This is a genomic window from Marinobacter litoralis, assembly GCF_016427555.1.
Taxonomy (GTDB): domain Bacteria; phylum Pseudomonadota; class Gammaproteobacteria; order Pseudomonadales; family Oleiphilaceae; genus Marinobacter; species Marinobacter litoralis_A.
Genome location: NZ_JAELVS010000006.1, coordinates 58,146 through 73,470, shown reverse-complemented (window position 1 = coordinate 73,470; position 15,325 = coordinate 58,146). Strand labels below are relative to the sequence as shown.

At 54.4% G+C, this 15,325-nt stretch carries 12 protein-coding genes; 10 read left to right on the top strand and 2 right to left on the bottom strand.

Annotated features, from left to right (window positions below; translation table 11 throughout):
- Positions 1-83: 83 nt before the first annotated feature.
- Entirely contained in the window at positions 84-2,255 is a 2,172-nt protein-coding gene (locus JAO79_RS14325; protein ID WP_199007940.1) for a primosomal protein N', read from the bottom strand.
- A 233-nt stretch (positions 2,256-2,488) separates the two neighbouring features.
- On the opposite strand from JAO79_RS14325, the gene rpmE reads away from it, so the two are divergent.
- Both rpmE and JAO79_RS14315 read left to right on the top strand, forming a co-directional pair.
- Complete coding sequence (gene rpmE / locus JAO79_RS14320; protein WP_114335865.1) at positions 2,489-2,710, top strand: 50S ribosomal protein L31; 222 nt, start codon at positions 2,489-2,491, stop codon at positions 2,708-2,710.
- 215 nt (positions 2,711-2,925) lie between these two features.
- Positions 2,926-4,191 carry a malic enzyme-like NAD(P)-binding protein gene (locus JAO79_RS14315; protein WP_199007939.1) on the top strand — a complete coding sequence of 422 codons (1,266 nt, stop codon included), beginning with the start codon at positions 2,926-2,928 and terminating at the stop codon, positions 4,189-4,191.
- Positions 4,192-4,281: 90 nt separating this feature from the next.
- Here JAO79_RS14315 and JAO79_RS14310 read toward each other — a convergent pair whose 3' ends face one another.
- A complete protein-coding gene (locus JAO79_RS14310) occupies positions 4,282-6,786 on the bottom strand; it encodes a penicillin-binding protein 1A (protein ID WP_199007938.1) in 2,505 nt (834 codons plus the stop codon).
- 269 nt (positions 6,787-7,055) lie between these two features.
- Between JAO79_RS14310 and JAO79_RS14305 the strand changes: the two genes are divergently transcribed.
- The 8 genes from JAO79_RS14305 (at position 7,056) to JAO79_RS14270 (ending at position 15,194) form a co-directional block, all read left to right on the top strand.
- The gene (locus JAO79_RS14305) at positions 7,056-8,120 is read left to right on the top strand and encodes a pilus assembly protein PilM (protein WP_133006481.1); all 1,065 of its coding nucleotides are present in this window, start codon (positions 7,056-7,058) and stop codon (positions 8,118-8,120) included.
- Complete coding sequence (locus JAO79_RS14300) at positions 8,120-8,683, top strand: PilN domain-containing protein (RefSeq protein ID WP_199007937.1); 564 nt, start codon at positions 8,120-8,122, stop codon at positions 8,681-8,683. Before JAO79_RS14305 ends, JAO79_RS14300 begins: the two co-directional genes overlap by 1 nt.
- On the top strand, positions 8,683-9,294 hold the full coding sequence (locus JAO79_RS14295; RefSeq protein WP_199007936.1) for a type 4a pilus biogenesis protein PilO: 612 nt from the start codon (positions 8,683-8,685) through the stop codon (positions 9,292-9,294). The genes JAO79_RS14300 and JAO79_RS14295 overlap by 1 nt, the downstream gene beginning before the upstream one ends.
- A 2-nt stretch (positions 9,295-9,296) precedes the next feature.
- Positions 9,297-9,854 carry a pilus assembly protein PilP gene (locus JAO79_RS14290; protein WP_227664675.1) on the top strand — a complete coding sequence of 186 codons (558 nt, stop codon included), beginning with the start codon at positions 9,297-9,299 and terminating at the stop codon, positions 9,852-9,854.
- Complete coding sequence (gene pilQ, locus JAO79_RS14285) at positions 9,854-11,965, top strand: type IV pilus secretin PilQ (RefSeq protein ID WP_413785061.1); 2,112 nt, start codon at positions 9,854-9,856, stop codon at positions 11,963-11,965. Before JAO79_RS14290 ends, pilQ begins: the two co-directional genes overlap by 1 nt.
- Positions 11,966-12,091: 126 nt before the next feature.
- On the top strand, positions 12,092-12,676 hold the full coding sequence (gene aroK / locus JAO79_RS14280; protein WP_199007934.1) for a shikimate kinase AroK: 585 nt from the start codon (positions 12,092-12,094) through the stop codon (positions 12,674-12,676).
- Positions 12,663-13,739 (top strand): 3-dehydroquinate synthase, encoded by a 1,077-nt coding sequence (gene aroB / locus JAO79_RS14275; RefSeq protein ID WP_199008011.1) that lies wholly within the window; start codon positions 12,663-12,665, stop codon positions 13,737-13,739. Before aroK ends, aroB begins: the two co-directional genes overlap by 14 nt.
- Positions 13,740-13,778: 39 nt before the next feature.
- Positions 13,779-15,194 (top strand): AAA family ATPase, encoded by a 1,416-nt coding sequence (locus JAO79_RS14270; RefSeq protein WP_199007933.1) that lies wholly within the window; start codon positions 13,779-13,781, stop codon positions 15,192-15,194.
- Positions 15,195-15,325: the final 131 nt, after the last annotated feature.

Below are 15,325 nucleotides of genomic sequence, written 5' to 3'. Positions count from 1 at the left end.
GAAATGGAATGCTCGCACGGTCAAAATTGTGAAAAAGATTGTAACGTTTTGCACAGCCTGCGCTGTTTCGCAATTTGGGATGCTTAGCCGGTTTCCTGTGGGTCTACATCTACCATCCATTTGGTGCTGCTGGGCAGTTTGGTTTGGTCCAAATGTTGGCAAAGATAGGTGAGTAGCCGGTTAAGTTGTTTGCGATGATCGCTGACCAAAATAAGTTGCGCGCGATGGCGGTCGGCTTTTCTTGCGATGACTGCAGGTAATGGGCCCCACACTTCGACGCCGGGCGAGCTGGCCATGGGCTTGAGGGAGTCCAATAGTTGCAGGCTGTTTTGCATGGTGTCGGCTTCTGCGCGCAGGATGGCCATCGCGCGGAATGGGGGCAGGAGTCCGGATTCCCGTTCGGCCAGAAGCTGGTCCGCAATGGCCGGGTAGTTTCCTTGACAAAGGGCGTTCAGCAGAGGGTGGTCGCTGTGGCAGGTTTGGATGAGCACTTTGCCCGGTTTGTCGCCTCGGCCGGCGCGGCCGCTGACTTGTAGCAAGGTTTGAATCATCTGTTCCGGTGCACGGAAGTCTACGCTGAACAAGCCGCCGTCCGCGTTGACTACCGTAACCAAGGTAACGTTCGGGAAGTCGTGGCCTTTGGCGAGCATCTGAGTGCCCACCAGAATGCAGGGTTCGCCGCTGTTTACCTGTTTCAGTATGGCGTGAATGCTGCCTTTGCGCTGTGTGCTGTCTCGATCCACCCGAACAATGGGGATATCGGGGAACTGTTCCGCCAGCGTTTCTTCGGTGCGTTCGGTGCCTTGGCCCACTGGCTTGAAGTTTTCGCTTTTGCATTTGGGGCAAGAGTGGCTTGCCGCGGTTTGGTAGTCACAATGGTGGCAGCGCATGGCCCGGTCGCGCCGGTGGTAAGTCAGGCGCGTGTCGCAGCGAGGGCATTCTTCCATGTGGCCGCAGTCAAAGCACATCATGATGGGTGCGAAGCCGCGGCGATTCACGAATACCAGTGCTTGCTCACCTCTATCCAGTGTTTCCTTGATAGCCGTCAGGGCAGGGCGGGCCAGCCCGGCTTCCAGCGGGCGGCTGCGAATATCCAGCAGCGTCAGTTCAGGCGGTTTGGCGTTACCGGCTCTTTGTTCGAGGCGGGCAAGGTTGTATTTGCCTTGGCTGGCGTTGTGCCAGGATTCCAGTGAAGGCGTTGCCGAGCCGAGAATCACCGGGCACTGGTTCAGGTGGGCGCGGTAAACGGCCACATCGCGACCTGAGTAGCGAAAGCCTTCGCCTTGCTTGTAGGAACTGTCGTGCTCTTCATCCACGATGATGGTGCGAAGGTTAATAAAGGGAAGCAGTACGGCGGACCGGGTGCCGATAAGAATGATTGGGTCGCTGTTACGGATTTTTAGCCAGGTGCTCAGGCGTTCGCCGTCGTTAAGGGCTGAGTGCCAAACCTGAATACGGTTGCCGAAATAGAGCCGGAACCGGGCGACGGTTTGCGGTGTCAGGTTAATTTCCGGTACCAGTACCAGCGCCTGTTCGTCATGCTGCAAACGGGTTTTTAAATAGTGCAGGTATAGCTCGGTTTTGCCGCTTCCGGTGATGCCGAACAGTAAGCTGGCGGAAAACCGTTCGGTGCTTTCGGGCAATTGTTCTGCGGCTTTTTGTTGGGCGTCGGATAGCACGGGAGCCGGAAGTGCGGCTTCTGGCGTGCGCGACTGTGTACTCGTAGTGGTGTATTGCTGGATCAGTTCTTTTTGTTCCAGCGAGCGAATCTGGGCCCGACTATAGCCAGACTGCACCAGTGCGCTGGTGGTGACGCCGGGCGTGGCTTTTATGGTGTTGAAGAGTGCGACTTGACGATGGGCGTTTGCTGGCAGTGCCGCTTCGGTTGCGGTGGTTTGCCATTGCTCGTCGGGTTTCAGAGCTGCGGGTCTTCCTCGCCGAAGCGCCGGGGGTAGGGCGGTAAACAGGCATTCCCCCAGTGGGTGTTGATAGTAGTCGCTGGCCCAGGTGAGCAGGCGGAAGGTGTCGGCTGGAAGGGTCGCCCACGGCTCAAGTGCTGCTTGTATGGGTTTTAGGGTGATGCCTTCCGGCGGCTGCACACCGGTTTCAACCACAAGGCCGGTCAATGTTTGTCGGCCAAAAGGCACTTTAACTCGCTGGCCGGGTATCAGCTCCAGATTGTCCGGGATGCGGTAATCGAACAGCCGGCGCAGGGGGCGGTTCAAGGCGATGCGTGCGGTTTGGGGTTGTGTCACGGTATCTGCGTATCCTGAAAATCGGTGAAATAGCGCCGGCGGATGGTTTTGCCGCAATAGACACTGCGGAAGATACTTGCCTGTGACCGGCTTTGCCAGTAAGATTCGCGGTCTGTTTCTGGCCGGGCGTGGTAGTGCGCGGTCTTTCAATTGATTCAAAATTGCGGTGCCTGACCCAAAAACCGGTTTTTCCGGAGGTGATCAGGTAGCGGCATGCCCGAAAGAGGTTCGCCATGAAAGAAGGTATTCATCCTAAGTACGAAGACATCACTGCTACCTGTTCTTGCGGTAACGTGATCAAGACCCGCTCTACTGTTGGTCACGACCTGCAGCTGGACGTATGCTCCCAGTGCCACCCGTTCTACACTGGCAAGCAGAAGGTTATGGACACCGGTGGTCGTATTGATAAGTTCAACAAGCGTTTCGGCGGTCGTATCGGTGCTAAGAAAGACTGAGCATAGCCGGAACGTAAAAAAAGCGCCTGCGGGCGCTTTTTTTGTGTGCGGAATTCAGGCAATAAGAATCGTTATACGCAAAATGCCCTATTGACTGGCTATAAAATATTCGGGTTTAGCTTGTCGTTTTTAGGCGAGCGCGCCATAATGTCGCGCTCCGTCGACCTGAGGTCAGGCGGCTTTTACTTTTAAACGTGACAAACGGAACAGTGGCAATGTCTCAAGATCTGAAAGAAGCAGCCCTTGAATATCACGCCAAACCGCGGCCGGGTAAGCTGAGTGTAGAAGTCACTAAGCCTACTCAAACAGCTCGCGATCTATCTCTGGCGTACAGTCCTGGAGTTGCCGAGCCGGTCCGCGAGATCGCGAAGGACCCCGAGAACGCATACAAATATACTGCCAAGGGTAACCTGGTAGCCGTTATTTCTGACGGTACCGCTATCCTGGGCCTGGGTAACCTCGGTCCTCTGGCGAGTAAGCCGGTAATGGAAGGCAAAGGCGTACTGTTCAAGCGCTTTGCCGGAATTGACGTATTCGATATCGAAGTTAATTCCGAAAGCCCGCAAGCGTTTATTGAAACTGTTGAGCGCATCGCAGACACCTTTGGTGGCATCAACCTGGAAGACATCAAAGCCCCTGAGTGCTTTGAAATTGAGCGCGCACTGATCGAAAAGTGCAATGTGCCCATCTTCCATGATGACCAGCATGGTACCGCGATCGTAACTGCGGCTGGCATGATCAACGCCCTTGAGCTGCAGGGCAAAAACATTGAAGACGCGAAAATTGTTTGCTTGGGCGCTGGCGCAGCCGCCATTGCCTGCACCAAGTTGCTGATCAGCTGTGGTGCTCGCTCTGAGAACATCTTCATGCTCGACCGTAAGGGTGTGATCCACTCTGGCCGTGATGATCTGAACCAGTATAAAGCGATGTTTGCGAACGACACAGACAAGCGCACGCTGGACGATGCTATCGATGGCGCAGACGTATTCCTGGGTCTGTCCGGTCCTGATCTTCTGTCAGCGGAACAGCTGAAGAAGATGGCCGCTAACCCGATCGTTTTCGCATGCTCCAACCCGGATCCGGAAATCAATCACGAGCTGGCCATGGCTACCCGTGACGATCTGATTATGGCTACTGGCCGTTCAGACTACCCGAACCAGGTGAATAACGTGTTGGGCTTCCCGTTCATTTTCCGTGGTGCTCTGGACGTTCGCGCGACCTGCATCAACGAAGAAATGAAAGTGGCGGCGGTGAACGCTATCCGTGAACTGGCAAAAGAGTCGGTTCCCCAGGAAATCTGTGAAGCCTACGGCGTAGACAGCCTGGAATTCGGTAAGGATTACATCATTCCGAAGCCGATGGATGTCCGCTTGCTGGAAGTTGTACCTGCTGCGGTAGCCCGCGCTGCTGTAGACTCTGGTGTAGCGGGTCAACCATACCCTGCGCACTACCCGCTGAAGTCTATGGACGACATCATCTAACTCGGATGTAGTTCAGCTTCATGCATAAAAAAACCGGAGGTGATCCCGCCGGTTTTTTTATGGCTATCTGTTTTTCCTGGGCTTTCCGGCTTAGAAAATCTGCCGTGAGAAGCTTTCCGGCGTAGTGCCTGAGGGGTTTTCAAGTTCGTCGGCGGTTAATGGCGCAGGAACGTTCTCTTCTTTGAAGAGCTCAAAAACGCCGTCTTCGTTCGGGTGCGCGCGTTCGCCCGTTTCGGGATTGATGCGAATGTTGGCCAGGCCGTTGGGCCGTGGCATTAGTGCCGGTGATGTGTCTGCCAGTGCAACCTTCATGTAGTCAATCCAGATGGGCAATGCGGTGGAGGCGCCGTATTCTCCGCGACCCAAGGGTGCCGGTTGGTCGAAGCCGACGTAGACCGTTGTCGCTACGTCGTGGTTATAGCCGGCGAACCAGGTGTCTTTCTGTTCATTGGTGGTGCCGGTTTTTCCGGCGAGATCGCTTCGCCCAAGGGCTTTGGCGCGACGGCCGGTACCCTGTTGAATCACGTCTTGCATGATGGAATGCATGATGTAAACCGAGCGGGAATCCGCCAGCTTGCGCATGATTCTGGGGGTATCGGAATCACGTGAAGCCGGAAGGGTAATGCCATCGGCTTTCGGCTCTGTTTCGTCGGTTGCCGGAGCTTCTGCATCAGCCGAACCGTATTGTTCCTCAAGGGCATCACAGTTCTGGTCGCACAGAATGGTTTCGGGCGCTTCATAAATCACAGTGCCATTGGATTCACGAATACTTTCGATCAAATAGGGCTGAACGTCATAACCGCCGTTGGCGATGATCGCAAAGCCGCGCGCCAGTTCCATGGGGGTAAGCAGGCCGCTTCCCAGCGACAAAGACAAATTTGAAGGCATATTGTCTGTCGGGATTTTGAGCTGTTCCAGGTAGTCCAGAGTGGTGCGGATGCCCAAGTCCCGCAGTAACCGAATGGAAACCAGGTTTCGCGAGCGGTACAGGCCTTTGCGCAAGGTGGTTGGGCCATAAAACTGGCCGGACGCGTTCTGAGGGCGCCATGAACCTTCCAGATCGGCGTTGTTGAGCACGATTGGTGCGTCATTGTAGATGGTGGCGGGTGTGCGCCCGTTCTCGAGCGCTGCCAGATACAAAAACGGTTTGAACGTGGAACCCGGTTGCCGCTTGGCCTGAGTCGCGCGATTGTATTTGCTTTGCCCGAAGCTGTAGCCTCCGGTGAGGGCTTCAATGGCCCCGGTTTTCGCGTTCAGTGAAATCAGGGCACCTTCAACGTTGGGCACTTGAGCCAAAGCAACGTTTTGCGTGATGGTTGTCGTGTCTTCGGCGCCCTGGGACGGGTCGAGTGCTTTTACATAAATAACGTCGCCAACACTGACAACATCAGACGGTTTCTTCGGTTCCGGACCGGTCAGGCTTTGGGTGCGGTGTTTGCGCGCCCACTTCATGGTTTCAAAGGCCATGGTGGTGGGACCCAGCGCACGAGTGTGGGTTTGCACTTCCCCGCTCTTGTCATCGATCGCCGTTACTATTGCTGGCAGCAAAGTCTCAACACTGGGGTAGTTTGCCAGCTCCCCGGAAAGCTCGGCGGGAGTCAGGCCGTCAATGTCTACTTGTGCGATTGCGCCGCGGAATCCGTGGCGACGATCGTAATTTTCCAGGCCGGCTCTTAGCGTGTCAGTAGCGGTTTGCTGCTTCAGGCTGTCAACGGTGAGCGTGACGCTGTAGCCGTCAGTGTAGGCCGTGTCGCCGAATCGGCGAACCATTTCCGAGCGGGCCATTTCGGCAACATAATCGGCATCCACGTCTGTTTCTCGGGCGTTGTAGCTTGCGGTGATCGGTGCGCCGGAGGCCAGTTCCCGGGCGTCACTGGTAATGAAGCCCAGGTCTTCCATGCGCCCGAGTATCCAGTTGCGGCGGACAAGCGCACGCTCGGGATCGGCGATCGGGTTATAGGCAGAAGGGGCCTTCGGCAAGCCGGCCAGCATGGCCATCTGTGCCAGGGAGAGTTCATTAACCGGTTTGTCGTAATACACCTCGGCGGCGGCCGCTATGCCGTAAGCGCGGTTGCCCAGATAGATTTTGTTCAGATACAGCTCGAAAATTTTTTCTTTGCTCAGTTCGCGCTCGATTTGAATGGCCAGAAGTATTTCGCTGAACTTGCGAATGAAGGTCCGGTCGCGTGACAAAAAGTAATTTTTTGCAACCTGCATGGTGATGGTACTGCCTCCGGATTGAATCGATCCGGTGGAGATCAATTCTATGGCAGCCCGTGTCAGGCCTTTGATGTCCACTCCGAAATGCTCGTAAAAACGGGCGTCTTCCGCCGCCAGAAAGGCTTGTAACTGAAGTGTAGGGATCTGTTCGATTGTGACTGGCGTCCTTCTCTTTTCGCCGAATTCTGCTATTAATTTGTTGTCATGGCTGTATACCCGCAAAGGCGTTTGCAGTTTGACGTCGAGAAGTTGTTCGACCGGAGGCAAGCTTGGCCGCAAATACAGGTACAAGCTTGCAGACAAAATGACAGCGACACTCAGGCCGGTAAGAATGATCCAGGCAAAAACACGAGATGTACGCATCAAATGAGACATTTTTTTCTGACATCTGTTAGATATAGGTCTATTATTTGAGAAATTGCTTTAGGAAGGTTTGGCGGCCTTCAAATGTGCAATGCCTCTCTTAAAATCGAGAGATTGCATTGTAGACGGAATGAATAAGAAATTCTCTTACATATAAAACAGATAACAAGCAGGGAAACTGCATAAATCTAAGAGAGCGATCTCGAGACTTCTGCCGCGAACAAGTGAGAAGCCGAGGGGCTCCAACGCCGGGTGTATTCAACCAGGTATAGGGTGAGCGCGTGTTCGGATTGATAGGAAAAAAATCCAGTTCTGTTCTTGGGGTTGATGTTAGCTCCAGTTCAGCAAAACTCCTCGAACTGTCAAAGCAGGGCGACCGTTACAGGGTCGAAAGCTACGCTGTTGAGCCTCTTCCGGCCAACGCAGTTGTCGAGAAAAATATTACAGACGTAGAGGCGGTGGGCGAAGTGCTCAAACGTGTTGCGTCTAAGTCCCGCACCAGTGTCAAACAGGTGGCTGTTGCAGTCTCCGGATCGGCGGTCATTACCAAAGTGATTCAAATGGACTCCGGGCTCAACGAGTTCGAGATGGAAGACCAGATTGCTTTGGAAGCGGATCAATACATTCCATACCCCCTTGATGAAGTGGCGATTGATTTCGAAGTACAGGGGCCGTCCGAGAGTAATCCGGATCAGGTCGATGTGCTGCTTGCCGCTTGCCGCAAAGAAAACGTTGACGTTCGTGAAGATGCTCTTGAAATTGCAGGGCTGAACGCGAAAGTGGTTGATGTTGAAGCCTATGCGCTCGAGCGGGCCTATGAGTTGATCGAACCGCAACTGGATTCGCAAGGTGAAGAATTGGTGGTGGCGATCATGGATATCGGCGCCACCATGACCACATTGAGCGTTCTCGCAGAGGGTAAAACGGTTTACACCCGCGAACAGATCTTCGGGGGCAAGCAGCTCACCGAGGAAATTCAGCGCCGTTACGGTTTGTCTACAGAAGAAGCCGGGCTTGCCAAAAAACAAGGTGGTTTGCCGGACGACTATGAAACCGAAGTGCTAAACCCGTTCCGGGAAGCGGTGGTTCAGCAGGTGGCACGAGCGCTGCAGTTCTTCTTCGGTGCCAGCCAATATAACGCTGTCGACTACGTGGTACTTGCGGGTGGTACGGCTTCGATTCAGGGGCTTACCGAAATGGTCGAAGAGAAAACAGGAACGCCCACGTTGGTTGCTAACCCGTTTGCCGATATGGCGGTGGGGTCCCGGGTGAATGCATCCTCGCTGAGCAACGACGCTCCATCGTTGATGATTGCCTGTGGACTGGCAATGAGGAGTTTCGACTGATGGCAAAAATTAACCTCAGGCCCTGGCGCGAAGAACTGCGCGCTGAAAAGCAGAAACAGTTTGTGGTGATGATGCTGGGCGCCGTCATTATTGCGGCCGGTTTGGTGTTCTTGTGGAAAACCGACACAGACAATCGGATCGCTTACCAGCAGTCTCGCAACGCCTACATTGAAACCGCTACGAAGCAGCTGGATAAGCAGATCAAAGAAATCGAGAACCTGAAACGTCAGCGCGACGAATTGCTCGCTCGGATGAAGGTGATTCAAGATTTGCAGGGTAAGCGCCCGGTGATTGTTCGGGTGTTTGACGAGTTGGTTCGGACACTTCCGGATGGTCTGTTCTTCACCGACCTGAAAAAGACAGGCGAACGCCTCGATATTGTGGGCATGGCAGAGTCCAACAGCCGCATTTCTAATCTGATGCGTCAGTTCGACGAATCCGATTGGTTTACGGAACCAAATCTGACCAACGTCGCTGCTGCAGACAATCGCCGTGCTGGTTACAGTCAGTTCAATCTATCGGTCCAGCAGAAAACACCAGAGCCCGAAGGGGAGGATAAATAATGAGCCTCGCGGACTCACTGAAAAGTCTCAATGAATTCGATATCAATGATCTGGATGTCAATAATGCAGGCATTTGGCCAGCACCGATCAAGGCTATCGTGTTCCTCTTGGTGTTTGGTCTCATTCTCGGCGGTGGATATTGGTTCTTCATTAAGGATCAGTATGCCCAGCTGGATCGGGTTGAAAGAAAAGAACAGGAGTTGAAGCAAACATACGAGCAGAAAGCCTACCGGGTTGCCAATCTGGGGGTCTTCAAAGCTCAAATGGTGGAAATGGAAGAAACCTTCGGTGCACTGGTGCGACAGTTGCCTAGTGAAACCGAAGTGCCGGGCTTGCTGGAAGATATCACCAATACCGCTCTGGGCAGTGGTCTGAGCTTGCAGGAGGTGAAACTGCAGCCAGAACGCCAAAGAGATTTTTACTCTGAACTTCCTATTAACGTGCGGGTTTCGGGTTCGTATCACGAACTGGCCTCGTTCATTAGCAGCGTGGCGAGCTTGCCGCGTATCGTGACGCTGCACGATTTGACTATCAAACCAATTGGTGGAAACGGTGAGCAGCTTGATATGCAAGTTCTCGCTCGTACCTACCGTTACCGGGCTGGAGAGTAAGCATGGCGAAGAAGCATGCAGGAAAAGCCTGGCTGGGTGTGTGTCTGGCGTCGTTACTGACGGCTTGTTCCCAGGGAAACGGCTTCTCGGATTTGGACAAGTTTATGGCGGATACCCGGGCAAAACCCCGGGGGCACGTAGAGCCCTTGCCAGAGTTCAAGGCCTATGAGGCCTTCAGTTACACGGCTGCAGATCGTCGAGCGCCGTTCGAGCCGCCCGTCGATGTCCAGCTCACCATGGTGGATGAAAAGCCGATCACCGATGTGGAGCCTGATCTTGATCGCCCGAGAGAGGTGCTTGAGAACTTCGATCTGAAATCGCTGAACATGGTGGGAACCCTGGAAGGTGCCGGCGGAACGCTTTATGCCTTGGTGCGGGATGGTGCATCGGGCATCCATCGGGTGCGGGTTGGTAACTACATGGGGCAGAACTACGGTCGTATCGTTGGCGTCAGTGAAACGCGCATCGAATTGATTGAAATCGTTCCGAATGGCCGGGGTGGATGGGTTGAACGCCCCCGCTCTTTGTCTTTGGATGAGGGCTCGGGAGCGGCAGGATGATGACTACAAGAAACATGCAAGAACAAACAGGTTTAGGGTCGAGGCTAGCGATGTTCAAAAAACTAAATGTCTCCGTAGGTATTATTGCCGTGGGGTTATGGAGCAGCCTGGCCAGCGCGGTCACGCTGCAGGACGTCACGTTTTCGTCGCTGCCGGGTGAGCGCTTGGAAGTGACCATGGAATTCGACGGTACACCGCCGGAGCCGACTGGCTACACCATCGAGCGGCCAGCACGTATTACCGTTGACCTGAAAGATACGACCAGTGCGATCAATAAGCGCAGCATTCCTCTGGGATCCGGCAATGCCCAGAGCGTCACTGTTGTGGAAACCAAGGATCGCACCCGCTTGATCTTCAATTTGGTTGAGTTGGTTCCTCACGAGACGACCCGTAGCAACAACTCACTGGTTATGACCATCGGTGGTGGCGCAGCTGCTTCGGTCGCGTCCGCGCCCAGCACGCAACAGACGAGCGCTCCGGCGCAATCCGGAGCGAACGCGCTGGCCGGCATCGATTTTCGTCGGGGTAAGGCTGGCGAAGGGCGAGTGATTGTTGACTTGGGTAGTAGCTCCTCGGCCGTCAACCTGACAGAGCTGGGTGGCCGTATTCGCCTGACTATGCCGGGCCTGGATGTCCCCGTCGATTTGCGCCGTCGGCTGGATGTGACGGACTTTGCAACGCCTGTTACTCGCATCGATACCTTTATGGAAGATGGCAATGCGGTTGTAGAAATTCGCCCGGAAGGGGATTACGACTACATCGCCTATCAGTCTGGCCGCGAGTTCACGGTTAGCGTGGAAGAAATCTCTCAAGAAGAGGCGGAAACCCGTCGTGAAGAGAAGTTCCCGTACTCGGGCGAAAAGCTGTCGCTCAACTTCCAGGACATCGAGGTCCGTTCGGTGCTGCAGCTGATCGCTGACTTCACCGGTTTGAACCTGGTGGCCAGTGACACCGTGGGCGGTAGCATTACATTGCGCTTGCAGAACGTGCCCTGGGATCAGGCGCTGGATCTGATATTGAAGACTAAAGGTCTGGATAAGCGTCAGATTGGTAACGTGCTGCTGGTCGCGCCCGCTGAAGAAATTGCGACTCGTGAGAAGCTTGAGCTGGAAACCAATAAGCAGATTGCTGAACTGGCCCCGGTTCGCCTTGATATTATTCAGGTCAACTACGCGAAGGCTGATGAGATTGTGAGCCTTATCCAGGCTGACGCAGAATTGATTTCCTCCCGAGGTTTCGTGTCCTCGGATAAACGCACCAACACCATTACGGTTCGTGAAACCGCCGATAAGCTCGAAGAAATTCGTCGCTTGGTGAGTACATGGGACGTTCCGGTGCGTCAGGTGTCTATTGAAGCTCGCATTGTTCGTGCCCAGACCAATGTGGCCGAAGATTTGGGTGTTCGGTGGGGCGGCGCCGCCTACGATGTGAGTGGTAACGATGTTGTGACCGTTGGTGGCTCCCTTGGAACCCTCAGCGAAGCACGTGATGCCGCAAGCGGTGGCAGTAATACCATTTCTTTCCCGGGTGCGTTGGGAGTGGATCTCGGTGTAACGGGCGAGGGTGCCTCGTCATTTGCCATCGGCTGGGGTAGCGATGACTTCCTGGTAGATCTTGAACTGTCCGCACTTGAAAGTGACGGCCGTGCGGAAGTCGTTTCGCAGCCTCGCGTTGTGACTGCGGATCGCCAAAGCGCATCGATCAAGTCTGGTGAAGAAATTCCTTATCAGGAAGCCTCTTCAAGCGGCGCCACATCTGTGTCGTTCAAGGAAGCGGTACTTTCCTTGGAGGTAACGCCTCAGATTACCCCGGATGACAAGATTATAATGGATCTGATCGTTAATCAGGATTCGCGTGGTGAGGTGACAGCTGGTATTCCGTCAATCAACACGAACGAGGTTACTACGCAGGTACTGGTTGCGAACGGCGAAACCGTGGTGCTTGGTGGCATCTTCCAGTCTGAAGTTGCTACGCAAACAACCAAAACGCCGTTCCTTGGTGACATTCCATACCTGGGTCGGTTGTTCAAGCGCACTGAGCATGTAGATGAGCGCAGTGAGCTGCTGATCTTTATCACACCGAAGATCATCAAGAGCGATCTGATCCAGTAACTGGGTCAATACCTGAAAGCCGCCGCTAAAACCGGCGGCTTTTTTGTGTCTGTGCCTTGGCGAGGTTATGGATTGGCGCGCCCTGTGCTATTCTCATCCGCCTGAAAAATTGTTGAGCGGAAAGTTATGTCTTTGCCCAAACGCGTTGTTCTGGTTGGGCCCATGGGGGCCGGAAAAAGCACTATCGGCCGTTTGCTTGCCAGAGAGCTTGGTTATCGTTTTCTGGATTCGGACCGGGTTATCGAAGAGCGGTGTGGGGCAAACATCCCTTGGATTTTCGACGTAGAGGGAGAAGGCGGCTTTCGGCAACGAGAAACCGCTATGCTTGACGAGATGACGGCTGAAGCCGACGTGGTTTTAGCAACAGGGGGTGGCGCCGTGATGCGCCCTGAAAACCACCCGTTATTGCGAAAAGACGCCGTGGTTGTCTATCTGAAAACCTCGATAGAGCAGCAGGTAGAGCGAACCAAAAAAGATCGCAATCGGCCTCTTCTCCAAAATGATGATCCAGAAGGGGTGTTACGAAAGTTGTTTGCGATCCGGGATCCTCTATACACCCAGTTAGCGGATATCGTGATGTACACCGATCGAAAAAGCCCACGGCTCGTAGTTCGGCAACTGGTGAACAGGATCAGTCCCAAAACTCCAAGGCATAGAAGGCAAAGGCGGAAGGAAGGTCGTCAGCATGTACAAGGTACTGAAAGAACTTAACGTTGATCTTGGTGAGCGTAGCTACCCGATTGTGATTGGATCGGGATTGCTGGGTGCATTCGATCTGACGCCCTGGGTGAGTGGCAGTCAGGTGATGATTGTCACCAATGATACAGTCGCGCCGTTGTATCTGGAAAAGGCGAGAGCGTGTTTTCCGGGTAAACAGGTTGATGTAGTTACGCTGCCAGATGGTGAAGAGTGTAAAAACTGGCAGACGCTGAATCTGATTTTTGACGGCTTACTGGAGAATCGCCATACCCGTCATACCACCATTGCCGCGCTGGGTGGTGGCGTGGTGGGAGATATGGCCGGATTTGCCGCGGCGTGTTATCAGCGTGGAGTGCCTTTTGTTCAAATCCCTACCACGCTTTTGTCGCAGGTGGACTCGTCTGTCGGTGGTAAAACGGGTATCAACCATCCGCTCGGCAAAAATATGGTGGGCGCGTTCCATCAGCCGCAAGCCGTCCTGATTGATACCGATACGCTTGCCACCTTACCCGCGAGGGAAGTATCTGCAGGCCTGGCGGAGGTCATCAAGTACGGTTTGATTCGTACTCCTGAATTCCTGGGCTGGCTCGAGGACAACATTGAAGCGCTTCGCGCCCTCGATACGGACGCCTTGGGCGAAGCCATTTACCGCTCCTGCGCGTGCAAGGCGGAAGTGGTTTCACTGGACGAGAAAGAAGGTGGCCTGCGAGCCATTTTAAATCTCGGGCACACCTTCGGCCATGCGATCGAAACCTTCGCCGGTTACGGCAACTGGTTGCACGGAGAAGCGGTTGGAACCGGCATGATGATGGCAGCCGATTTGTCTGTGCGCGAAGGGTTTATCAGCGAAGCAGACAGAAACCGTGCAGATGCCTTGATCCGTAGTGCCGGTCTGCCAGAGAAAGCGCCGGAAGGGATGGCGGAAGATGATTTCATGCGTTTGATGGCTGTGGACAAGAAAAATGTTGATGGCCAGATTCGTTTGGTGCTGATGCGCGCCCTGGGAGACGCTTGGGTGACAGCGGATTCCAAGCCCGAGAATTTGCGTGCAACCTTGCAAGCGTTTACCGGTTAACCGACTGTCTTATCAAAAATAATAATGCAGGGATGAGGTGTGGCTGAGGACACGTTAAACAGTCTGGATGGCGGTGGCTTGTTTCCGCGTCTGCAACAGCGTTACGGATTGAGCGAGAATCCGCTTGAGATGGACGCGCCTTTCTTTTCTGGTGCGATGCGCCAGCATGCTCTTGAAACTCTGCGCCATCTCTGTGGCTTCGGCGACATGGTGCTGGTTGTTACAGGAGCGCCCGGAGCCGGGAAAACGCGTGTGTTGGCCGAGTTGGTTCGGAGTGAATCGTCACGTTTGGACTTTCACCCATTGCCGGTAACGGCTCTGACAAGTGCCGCGGCCTTGGCTCGGGAGCTCAAGCGCGTAGCTCGCTCGGCTATTCCCGAAGATTTCGAGCCCCGTGAAGCGGTGTATCGTTATTTTTCGTGGTCGGAGAGTCGTGTCGAGCGTGGTCAGCGCCAGGTTCTTTTGATCGATGATGCCGATCGATGTCCGCCGGATGTTCTGAATCTTATCCTCTCCGCATTTGTCGCGGCCGACCGGACGGCGGCGGCCGTCCCTGTATTTGCCGGTAGCGATGCAGTTGAACGAGTGCTTTCGTCAGAGCCTGATGCGGGCTATGTGCACCATCTTGCGCTGCCTGCGCTTAATAAAGAAGACGTCTATGCGTATTTAGAGGTCCGCGTTACGAAAGCGGGCGGGTCTGTGGACGAATTGTTGTCTGCTTCCCGGTTGAAGCAGATCCATGCTTTGAGTCAGGGTAGCTTTGGCCGGTTAAAGCGTGTGGCCCCCGGTGTTTGGCTCGACATGGTCGCGGGTGCGCCAAGGATGACCCGGTTTAATTTGCCGTCCGTTCAAAGTCTTCGCTGGCCGGCCATTGCTCTGTTGTTGCTGGGTATTTCCTGGTGGTTAGTGTCTCTGCAGTACGACCAAACGGTGGAAAATCTGCCGGATGCCAAGACTGCACCTGAGCGTGTTCGCAAAAGTATCACGATCGGGCCCGAGTCTCCGCTAAAAGAGCATGAAGATGCCGTGGCGCCGAACCTCAATGTGGTATCGGAACCGCCCGCTGTGCTGGACGTGCCGCCGGAACCGTTGAAAACTGCGCCAGAGCCAGAGCCAGAGCCAGAGCCAGAGCCAGAGCCAGAGCCAGAGCCAGAGCCCTCATTTATCCCCATGGTGCCGGAGCGGTTTGTTGCGCTTGATCGCTTGCAGCAGCGCCAGGGCTGGACGCTTCAGTTGGTCGCCGGGCGCTTGGAACAAACCGTCCTTAACGTGCTTGGCCGATTGCCGAACGACAACAAGTTGCGTTATACCGTCGGCAAACGCGACGGCAAGCCGTGGTTCATGTTGGTGTACGGCAATTACGCGACCCGGAATGAGGCCGAATCCGCTGCGGCGACCCTTCCTGATGCATTAAAGGTCGATAAGCCCTGGATTCGCACCTACGAAAGCTTTTAATTCGACAGGAGTGCACCTATCTGGTGCACTCTGTCTTCGTCGATTACGAAACTTTTAAATTTTCCTTGCGTGCTCGTTTTCTATACGTATAATCCCTTCCCCCTTTTTTAAAGTGTCAGCTCATTTTGTGC

Coding starts and splice junctions, on each gene's coding strand:
- rpmE (WP_114335865.1), top strand. CDS start 2,489: ATGAAAGAAGGTATTCATCCTAAGTACGAAGACATCACTGCTACCTGT.
- JAO79_RS14315 (WP_199007939.1), top strand. CDS start 2,926: ATGTCTCAAGATCTGAAAGAAGCAGCCCTTGAATATCACGCCAAACCG.
- JAO79_RS14310 (WP_199007938.1), bottom strand. CDS start 6,786: ATGTCTCATTTGATGCGTACATCTCGTGTTTTTGCCTGGATCATTCTT.
- JAO79_RS14300 (WP_199007937.1), top strand. CDS start 8,120: ATGGCAAAAATTAACCTCAGGCCCTGGCGCGAAGAACTGCGCGCTGAA.
- JAO79_RS14295 (WP_199007936.1), top strand. CDS start 8,683: ATGAGCCTCGCGGACTCACTGAAAAGTCTCAATGAATTCGATATCAAT.
- JAO79_RS14290 (WP_227664675.1), top strand. CDS start 9,297: ATGGCGAAGAAGCATGCAGGAAAAGCCTGGCTGGGTGTGTGTCTGGCG.
- pilQ (WP_413785061.1), top strand. CDS start 9,854: ATGACTACAAGAAACATGCAAGAACAAACAGGTTTAGGGTCGAGGCTA.
- aroK (WP_199007934.1), top strand. CDS start 12,092: ATGTCTTTGCCCAAACGCGTTGTTCTGGTTGGGCCCATGGGGGCCGGA.